The organism is Salipiger pentaromativorans, assembly GCF_024721115.1.
GTDB classification, from domain to species: Bacteria; Pseudomonadota; Alphaproteobacteria; order Rhodobacterales; family Rhodobacteraceae; genus Salipiger; species Salipiger pentaromativorans.
Genome location: NZ_JAMDHK010000025.1, coordinates 45,956 through 52,782 on the forward strand (window position 1 = coordinate 45,956; position 6,827 = coordinate 52,782).

General features: G+C 61.1%; 9 protein-coding genes and 1 pseudogene. 1 reads left to right on the plus strand and 9 read right to left on the minus strand.

Features of this window, described 5'->3' with window-relative positions; genetic code table 11:
• From rpsC to rplB, 4 genes are read right to left on the minus strand one after another with little or no spacing between them, the layout of a single operon-like run.
• Positions 1-711 (minus strand): 30S ribosomal protein S3, encoded by a 711-nt coding sequence (gene rpsC / locus M4578_RS24320; protein WP_258095731.1) that lies wholly within the window; start codon positions 709-711, stop codon positions 1-3.
• Positions 711-1,091 carry a 50S ribosomal protein L22 gene (gene rplV / locus M4578_RS24325; protein ID WP_258095732.1) on the minus strand — a complete coding sequence of 127 codons (381 nt, stop codon included), beginning with the start codon at positions 1,089-1,091 and terminating at the stop codon, positions 711-713. The genes rpsC and rplV overlap by 1 nt, the downstream gene beginning before the upstream one ends.
• 3 nt (positions 1,092-1,094) lie before the next feature.
• Positions 1,095-1,373 carry a 30S ribosomal protein S19 gene (gene rpsS / locus M4578_RS24330; RefSeq protein ID WP_258095733.1) on the minus strand — a complete coding sequence of 93 codons (279 nt, stop codon included), beginning with the start codon at positions 1,371-1,373 and terminating at the stop codon, positions 1,095-1,097.
• A gap of 3 nt (positions 1,374-1,376) precedes the next feature.
• Positions 1,377-2,219, minus strand: a complete 843-nt coding sequence (gene rplB, locus M4578_RS24335) for a 50S ribosomal protein L2 (RefSeq protein WP_258095734.1) — start codon at positions 2,217-2,219, stop codon at positions 1,377-1,379.
• Between the two features lie 337 nt (positions 2,220-2,556).
• Between rplB and M4578_RS24340 the strand changes: the two genes are divergently transcribed.
• Entirely contained in the window at positions 2,557-3,279 is a 723-nt protein-coding gene (locus M4578_RS24340) for a DUF6994 family protein (RefSeq protein WP_258095735.1), read from the plus strand.
• 142 nt (positions 3,280-3,421) lie between these two features.
• On the opposite strand, the gene M4578_RS24345 is transcribed toward M4578_RS24340, so the two are convergent.
• The 5 genes and pseudogenes from M4578_RS24345 to tuf all read right to left on the minus strand — a co-directional run.
• Entirely contained in the window at positions 3,422-3,718 is a 297-nt protein-coding gene (locus tag M4578_RS24345; protein ID WP_258095736.1) for a 50S ribosomal protein L23, read from the minus strand.
• Positions 3,715-4,332 carry a 50S ribosomal protein L4 gene (gene rplD / locus M4578_RS24350; RefSeq protein ID WP_258095737.1) on the minus strand — a complete coding sequence of 206 codons (618 nt, stop codon included), beginning with the start codon at positions 4,330-4,332 and terminating at the stop codon, positions 3,715-3,717. The genes M4578_RS24345 and rplD overlap by 4 nt, the downstream gene beginning before the upstream one ends.
• Positions 4,329-5,057: a 50S ribosomal protein L3 gene (gene rplC, locus M4578_RS24355; RefSeq protein ID WP_258095738.1), complete on the minus strand. Its 729-nt coding sequence runs from the start codon at positions 5,055-5,057 to the stop codon at positions 4,329-4,331. Before rplC ends, rplD begins: the two co-directional genes overlap by 4 nt.
• A gap of 13 nt (positions 5,058-5,070) precedes the next feature.
• Positions 5,071-5,379 (minus strand): 30S ribosomal protein S10, encoded by a 309-nt coding sequence (rpsJ, locus tag M4578_RS24360; protein ID WP_007792792.1) that lies wholly within the window; start codon positions 5,377-5,379, stop codon positions 5,071-5,073.
• 275 nt (positions 5,380-5,654) lie between these two features.
• Positions 5,655-6,827, minus strand: a pseudogene (tuf, locus tag M4578_RS24365) (elongation factor Tu); the annotation flags it as partial.

Below are 6,827 nucleotides of genomic sequence, written 5' to 3' on the forward strand. Positions count from 1 at the left end.
TCAGCGACGGCCGCCCATGGCGCCGCGCGGAGCCGGACCGTCCTGGATTTCCTGCGACTTGCGGTCGCGGGCAGCCGGGTCGTGCTCCATGATTTCGCCTTTGAAGATCCAGACCTTGATCCCGATGATGCCATAGGGGGTCGTGGCTTCGACGTGCGCATAGTCGATATCGGCGCGCAGGGTGTGCAGCGGCACACGGCCTTCGCGATACCATTCGGTCCGTGCGATCTCGGCACCGCCGAGACGGCCCGCGACGTTCACCCGGATGCCCAGGGCGCCCATGCGCATGGCGTTCTGCACCGCGCGCTTCATGGCGCGACGGAACGAAACGCGGCGCTCGAGCTGCTGCGCGATGCTTTCCCCCACAAGGCGGGCGTCCAGCTCGGGCTTGCGGACCTCGACGATGTTGAGGTGCAGCTCGCTGTCGGTCATCTTCGCCAGCTTCTTGCGCAGGGTTTCGATGTCCGCGCCTTTCTTGCCGATGATGACGCCCGGACGGGCGGTGTGGATGGTCACGCGGCACTTCTTGTGCGGACGCTCGATGATGACGCGCGCCACACCGGCCTGCTTGCACTCTTCGTGGATGAAATCGCGGATCGCGAGATCTTCCAGAAGCAGGTCACCATAGTCCTTGGTGTCGGCGTACCAGCGGCTGTCCCAGGTGCGGTTGACCTGGAGGCGCATGCCGATCGGATTGGTCTTGTTACCCATTAGGCTTGCTCCTCGATCTGACGCACCTTGATGGTGAGTTCCGAGAACGGCTTGTTGATGCGGCCAAAGCGGCCACGGGCACGGGGACGGCCGCGCTTCATCACAAGGTTCTTGCCCACATAGGCCTCGGCGACGATGAGCTCATCGACGTCCAGACCGTGGTTGTTCTCGGCGTTCGCGATAGCGGACTGAAGGCATTTCTTCACGTCCACGGCGATCCGCTTTTTCGAGAAGGTCAGGTCCGTGAGGGCCTTTTCCACCTTCTTGCCACGGATCAGCGCGGCCACCAGGTTCAGCTTCTGCGGCGAGGTGCGCAGCATGCGGAGCTTCGCCATCGCCTCGTTGTCCGCCACGCGGCGGGGATTCTTATCCTTGCCCATGGCTTACTTCCTCTTGGCTTTCTTGTCGGCCGCATGCCCGTAATAGGTACGGGTCGGTGCGTATTCGCCGAACTTCTGACCGATCATGTCTTCGGAGACGTTCACGGGGATATGTTTCTGGCCGTTGTAGACGCCAAACGTCAGGCCCACGAACTGGGGCAGGATCGTCGAGCGGCGCGACCAGATCTTGATAACTTCGTTCTTGCCGCTTTCGCGAACCTTCTCGGCCTTCTTCAGGACGTAGGCATCAACGAAAGGGCCTTTCCAAACAGAGCGCGACATATGTTAGCGACCCTTCTTCTTGGCGTGACGCGAGCGGATGATAAGCTTCTGCGACGCCTTGTTGGTGTCGCGGGTCCGCTTGCCCTTGGTCGGCTTGCCCCAGGGCGTCACCGGGTGACGGCCACCGGAGGTCCGGCCTTCACCACCGCCGTGCGGGTGGTCGATCGGGTTCATCACGACGCCGCGGACGCTCGGACGCTTGCCCATGTGGCGGACGCGGCCGGCTTTACCGAGGTTCTGGTTGGAGTTGTCGGGGTTCGACACGGCACCGACGGTGGCCATGCATTCCTGACGCACCATGCGCAGCTCGCCCGAGCTGAGGCGGATCTGGGCGTAGCCGCCGTCACGGCCGACGAACTGGGCATAGGTGCCCGCGGCGCGTGCGATCTGGCCACCCTTGCCGGGCTTCAGCTCGATGTTGTGGACGATCGTCCCGATCGGCAGGCCCGAGAAGGGCATTGCGTTGCCGGGCTTGATGTCGGCCTTGGCGCTGGCCACCACCTTGTCGCCGATGGCGAGACGCTGGGGGGCGAGGATATAGGCCTGCTCGCCGTCATCATACTGGATCAGCGCGATGAAGGCGGTGCGGTTGGGATCGTATTCGATCCGTGCAACGATGCCGTTGACGTCGAACTTGTTCCGCTTGAAATCGACGATCCGGTAGAGACGCTTTGCGCCACCGCCGCGGCGGCGTGCAGTGATCCGTCCGGTGTTGTTCCGGCCGCCCGATTTCGTCAGACCCTCGGTGAGGGCTTTGACGGGACGTCCTTTATACAGCTCCGAACGGTCGATCAGCACCAGCCCGCGCTGGCCCGGCGTCGTCGGCTTGTACGACTTGAGTGCCATGCTTTCTGTCTTCCGTTTACAGACGGGCGGAAGGCTCCGCCCTATGTGATAGCCCCCTCGACTGGTCGTCCGCAGGTGGCCGGTTTGTAGGCCCCCGAAGGTGCCCGGTTCTTAGCGTCCCGTGATCCCCTGCCCCGGATGTAGTCCGTGGCCTCTGGCATGAGGTCCCGGATCAGGCCCGGGACGGGTGTCACAAGACAAACGCGAAGCCCCGGACGAATCCGGGGCTGTTGCGGATGGGATCTCATAGGGGAGGAGAGATGCCGGGTCAAGGCCTTGCCGGTGTGCCCGTAACGTTCGAAAGTCAATTCAGTTGAAGAGGTAGAGGGAGTTTGGTGTGACCACCTTCATTGATACAACTTTTGACTTTTATTCTGACACCCCCGTCGGGAGAGATCCCGATAGTCGAAGCCCTACCCTGCGACAATATCACCGATGTCTGTGGAGCAAACCTTTACCTAATGGCATTCGCTTTTTACTTTCGGATAGTCATTCAAAAACTTACCTATACCACTCTTCAAGCGCTGGGGAGTTTTTTCTGTCAAGCGATGCGCTGGGACACACATACCGATACTGGAAATCTATGCAGCACATCGTTTCCGAGATACCTCCAACAGAGATGGAAGCATTTCTTCGCGTTTGCAGCACCATAGGCGCCTACATCATTTTCCCAACCAAGATGATCAACAGGCAACAAAATATCAATATGGCTCGCGGAACCAACAGCCGTATAAAAGACCGGTTCGATCTTACGCTCGAATGCATTCGTCTTCACTATGTTGGTGCACCCAGCCCGTTATCTGCAACGCTACAGCGATATGCTGATTTCTTTGACCTCTTCAGCTCCTTCGAACGCTACACTCAATTCTTTCTACTGCAGGACTTAATTCAGGAAGGCACCCAAGACATAAAATTCTTTCTTCCATTCAGAGGCTTTGAGGGGTCCCCCACCCCAAGAAACGTCACTGAATATAGAGCATACAGAGACAACGTTACGCGTTTTGTTCTGTCTAGGAACAGCCGAATTTCTGCATTCACCAGCAACGAGACGCCGGCATGAACTTTCAAGCTGGCAAAGCATTTCAGCATGCAGGCTCAAACGTTCCTATAACTGCCAATGACATCCAAAAATTAAAAAAGGCCCCCGCATCGCTGCGAGGGCCTCTCCGGTTCCGTAGGGTGGGCAATGCTGCCCACCACGATCAAAGGCCGGTCGACACGTCGATCGTGTTGCCCTCTTCGAGGGTCACATAGGCCTTCTTTACGTCGTTCCGCTTGCCGAGCTGGCCGCGGAAGCGCTTGACCTTGCCCTTGGTGATGGTGGTGTTCACGGCCTTGACCTTGACACCGAAGAGCGCCTCGACGGCCTCTTTCACCTGGGGTTTCGTCGCGTCGATCGCCACTTCGAAGACCACCGCGCCGTTCTCGGACGCCATGGTGGATTTCTCGGTGATGATCGGCTTGCGGATCACATCGTAATGTTCTGCCTTGGCACTCATTTCAGTCGAGCCTCCAGAGCTTCGACACCCGCCTTGGTGAGCACCAGAGTGTCACGCTTGAGGATGTCGTACACGTTTGCACCCATGCTGGGCAGCACGTCCAGGCCCTCGATATTGGCCGCGGCACGAGCGAAGTTCTCGTTGACCGAGGCACCGTCGATGACCAGCGCGCGCTTCCAGCCCAGGCTTTTCACCTGTGCCGCCAGCGTCTTGGTCTTGCCGTCCGTCTCCGCCGTGTCGATGATCACCAGCGACCCGGTCTTGGCTTTGGCGGAGAGCGCCAGCTTCAGACCGAGGGCACGGACCTTCTTGGGCAGGTCATGGGCGTGCGACCGCGGGGTCGGGCCCTTGTAGATGCCACCCTTGCGGAAGATCGGCGCCTTGCGGGAGCCGTGGCGTGCGCCGCCGGTGCCCTTCTGGCGATAGATCTTCTTGGTCGAGTAGCTCACTTCCGAGCGGGTCTTGACCTTGTGCGTGCCGGCCTGCGCCTTGTTGCGCTGCCAGCGGACCACACGGTGCAGGATGTCGGCGCGCGGCTCGAGATCAAAGATCGCGTCCGTCAGCTCGACCTCGCCTGCGGTCGCGCCGTCAAGCTTGATCACGTCGAGTTTCATGCCTCGCCTCCTTCTTCAGTGGGGGCCTCTTCAGCCGCGGCAGGTGCCTGGGCCGATTTCAGAGCCGCCGGCAGAACCAGGTTGTCGGGGGTCGGCTTCTTGACGGCGTCCTTGATGGTCACCCAGCCGCCCTTCGAACCCGGAACCGCGCCCTTGATCATGATCAGGCCACGGTCGGCATCGGTCTTGACGACCTGAAGGTTCTGCGTGGTGACGCGGACGGCACCCATGTGGCCGGCCATCTTCTTACCTTTGAAGACCTTGCCCGGATCCTGACACTGGCCGGTCGAGCCGTGCGAACGGTGCGAGATCGACACGCCGTGCGAGGCGCGCAGACCGCCGAAATTGTGCCGCTTCATGGCACCGGCAAAGCCCTTACCGATGGTCGTGCCGGCAACGTCGACGAACTGGCCTTCGAAATAATGGTCGGCGGTGATTTCCTCACCCACACCGATCATGTTTTCCGGGGCCACGCGGAATTCCGCGATCTTCCGCTTCGGTTCCACCTTGGCAACGGCGAAATGGCCGCGCATGGCTTTGGTCACGTTCTTGGCCTTCACCGAACCGGAACCGAGCTGAACGGCGGTGTAGCCGTCTTTCTCGGCGGTCCGCTGAGCGACCACCTGGCAACCTTCGAGCTGGAGGACGGTCACAGGGATCTGCTTGCCGTCTTCCATGAACAGCCGGGTCATACCGACTTTCTTTGCGATAACTCCAGAGCGCATCCGTTTGCCCTCCTTACACCTTGATCTCGACATCCACGCCGGCGGCGAGGTCGAGCTTCATCAGCGCGTCCACCGTCTGCGGGGTCGGATCGACGATGTCCAGGAGCCGCTTGTGGGTGCGGATCTCGAACTGGTCGCGGGATTTCTTGTTCACGTGGGGGCCACGCAGAACGGTGAATTTCTCGATCTTGTTCGGCAGCGGGATCGGCCCGCGCACCTGCGCGCCCGTCCGCTTGGCGGTGTTCACGATCTCCTGCGTCGATGCATCGAGGACGCGGTAATCGAACGCCTTGAGCCGGATGCGAATGTTCTGGCTTTGCATGTTCGGTATGCCTTTTCATAGGCGTGAGAGTTGAGAGGAGGAAGCAGGACCACCCTGCCCCCTCATCGAACCCGTTCGGGCGCGGCGAAAGCCTCTGCCCTAAGAGATGATGGGTGCCGAAGCACCCATCAGAATGTCAGGCTGGCGGGCCGATTAGAGCCCGCCGCGCCATCTGTCAAGATCACTCGAGGATCTTGGAGACGACGCCGGAACCGACGGTGCGGCCGCCTTCGCGGATGGCGAAGCGCAGGCCGTCTTCCATGGCGATCGGCGCGATCAGCTCGACCACGAACTTCAGGTTGNCCGACGGTGCGGCCGCCTTCGCGGATGGCGAAGCGCAGGCCGTCTTCCATGGCGATCGGCGCGATCAGCTCGACCACGAACTTCAGGTTGTCGCCCGGCATCACCATCTCGGTGCCCTCGGGCAGCGTCACGGTCCCGGTCACGTCCGTCGTGCGGAAGTAGAACTGCGGACGGTAGTTCGCAAAGAACGGCGTGTGACGGCCACCCTCTTCCTTCGTCAGGATGTAGACCTCGCACTCGAACTTGGTGTGCGGCGTCACCGAACCCGGCTTGCACAGAACCTGACCGCGCTCAACCGCTTCACGGTCGATGCCGCGCAGCAGCGCGCCGATGTTGTCGCCCGCTTCACCGCGGTCCAGCAGCTTGCGGAACATTTCCACACCGGTACAGGTCGTGGTCTGCGTGTCCTTGATCCCCACGATCTCGATCGTGTCGCCGACATTGATCACGCCACGCTCGACACGGCCGGTCACAACGGTGCCGCGGCCCGAGATCGAGAACACGTCTTCGATCGGCATCAGGAACGGCTGGTCGATCGCACGCTCCGGCTGCGGGATGTACTCGTCCACGGCGGCCATCAGCTCACGGATCTTGTTTTCGCCGATTTCCGGGTCGCGGCCTTCCAGCGCGGCCAGCGCCGAGCCGGCGATGATCGGAATATCGTCGCCCGGGAAATCGTACTCGGACAGCAGCTCGCGGACTTCCATTTCCACCAGCTCGAGCAGTTCCTCGTCGTCCACCTGGTCGACCTTGTTCAGGAACACCACCATGGCGGGGATGCCCACCTGGCGGCCCAGCAGGATGTGCTCGCGGGTCTGCGGCATCGGGCCGTCAGCGGCGTTCACAACCAGGATCGCGCCGTCCATCTGGGCGGCACCGGTGATCATGTTCTTCACATAGTCGGCGTGGCCGGGGCAGTCCACGTGAGCGTAGTGACGGTTCTCGGTCTCGTATTCGACGTGGGCGGTCGAGATCGTGATGCCGCGGGCCTTTTCTTCCGGCGCGCCGTCGATCTGGTCGTAGGCTTTGAACTCGCCGAAATACTTCGTGATCGCCGCCGTCAGCGTCGTCTTCCCGTGGTCAACGTGACCGATCGTGCCGATGTTGCAGTGCGGTTTGCCGCGCTCAAACTTTTCCTTTGCCAT

What these genes read in the sequence shown, in the direction of transcription:
- rplB (WP_258095734.1), bottom strand. Translation starts at nt 2,219, where the DNA reads ATGGCACTCAAGTCGTACAAGCCGACGACGCCGGGCCAGCGCGGGCTG.
- rpsC (WP_258095731.1), bottom strand. Translation starts at nt 711, where the DNA reads ATGGGTAACAAGACCAATCCGATCGGCATGCGCCTCCAGGTCAACCGC.
- rplC (WP_258095738.1), bottom strand. Translation starts at nt 5,057, where the DNA reads ATGCGCTCTGGAGTTATCGCAAAGAAAGTCGGTATGACCCGGCTGTTC.
- M4578_RS24345 (WP_258095736.1), bottom strand. Translation starts at nt 3,718, where the DNA reads ATGAGTGCCAAGGCAGAACATTACGATGTGATCCGCAAGCCGATCATC.
- rplD (WP_258095737.1), bottom strand. Translation starts at nt 4,332, where the DNA reads ATGAAACTCGACGTGATCAAGCTTGACGGCGCGACCGCAGGCGAGGTC.
- rpsJ (WP_007792792.1), bottom strand. Translation starts at nt 5,379, where the DNA reads ATGCAAAGCCAGAACATTCGCATCCGGCTCAAGGCGTTCGATTACCGC.
- rpsS (WP_258095733.1), bottom strand. Translation starts at nt 1,373, where the DNA reads ATGTCGCGCTCTGTTTGGAAAGGCCCTTTCGTTGATGCCTACGTCCTG.
- rplV (WP_258095732.1), bottom strand. Translation starts at nt 1,091, where the DNA reads ATGGGCAAGGATAAGAATCCCCGCCGCGTGGCGGACAACGAGGCGATG.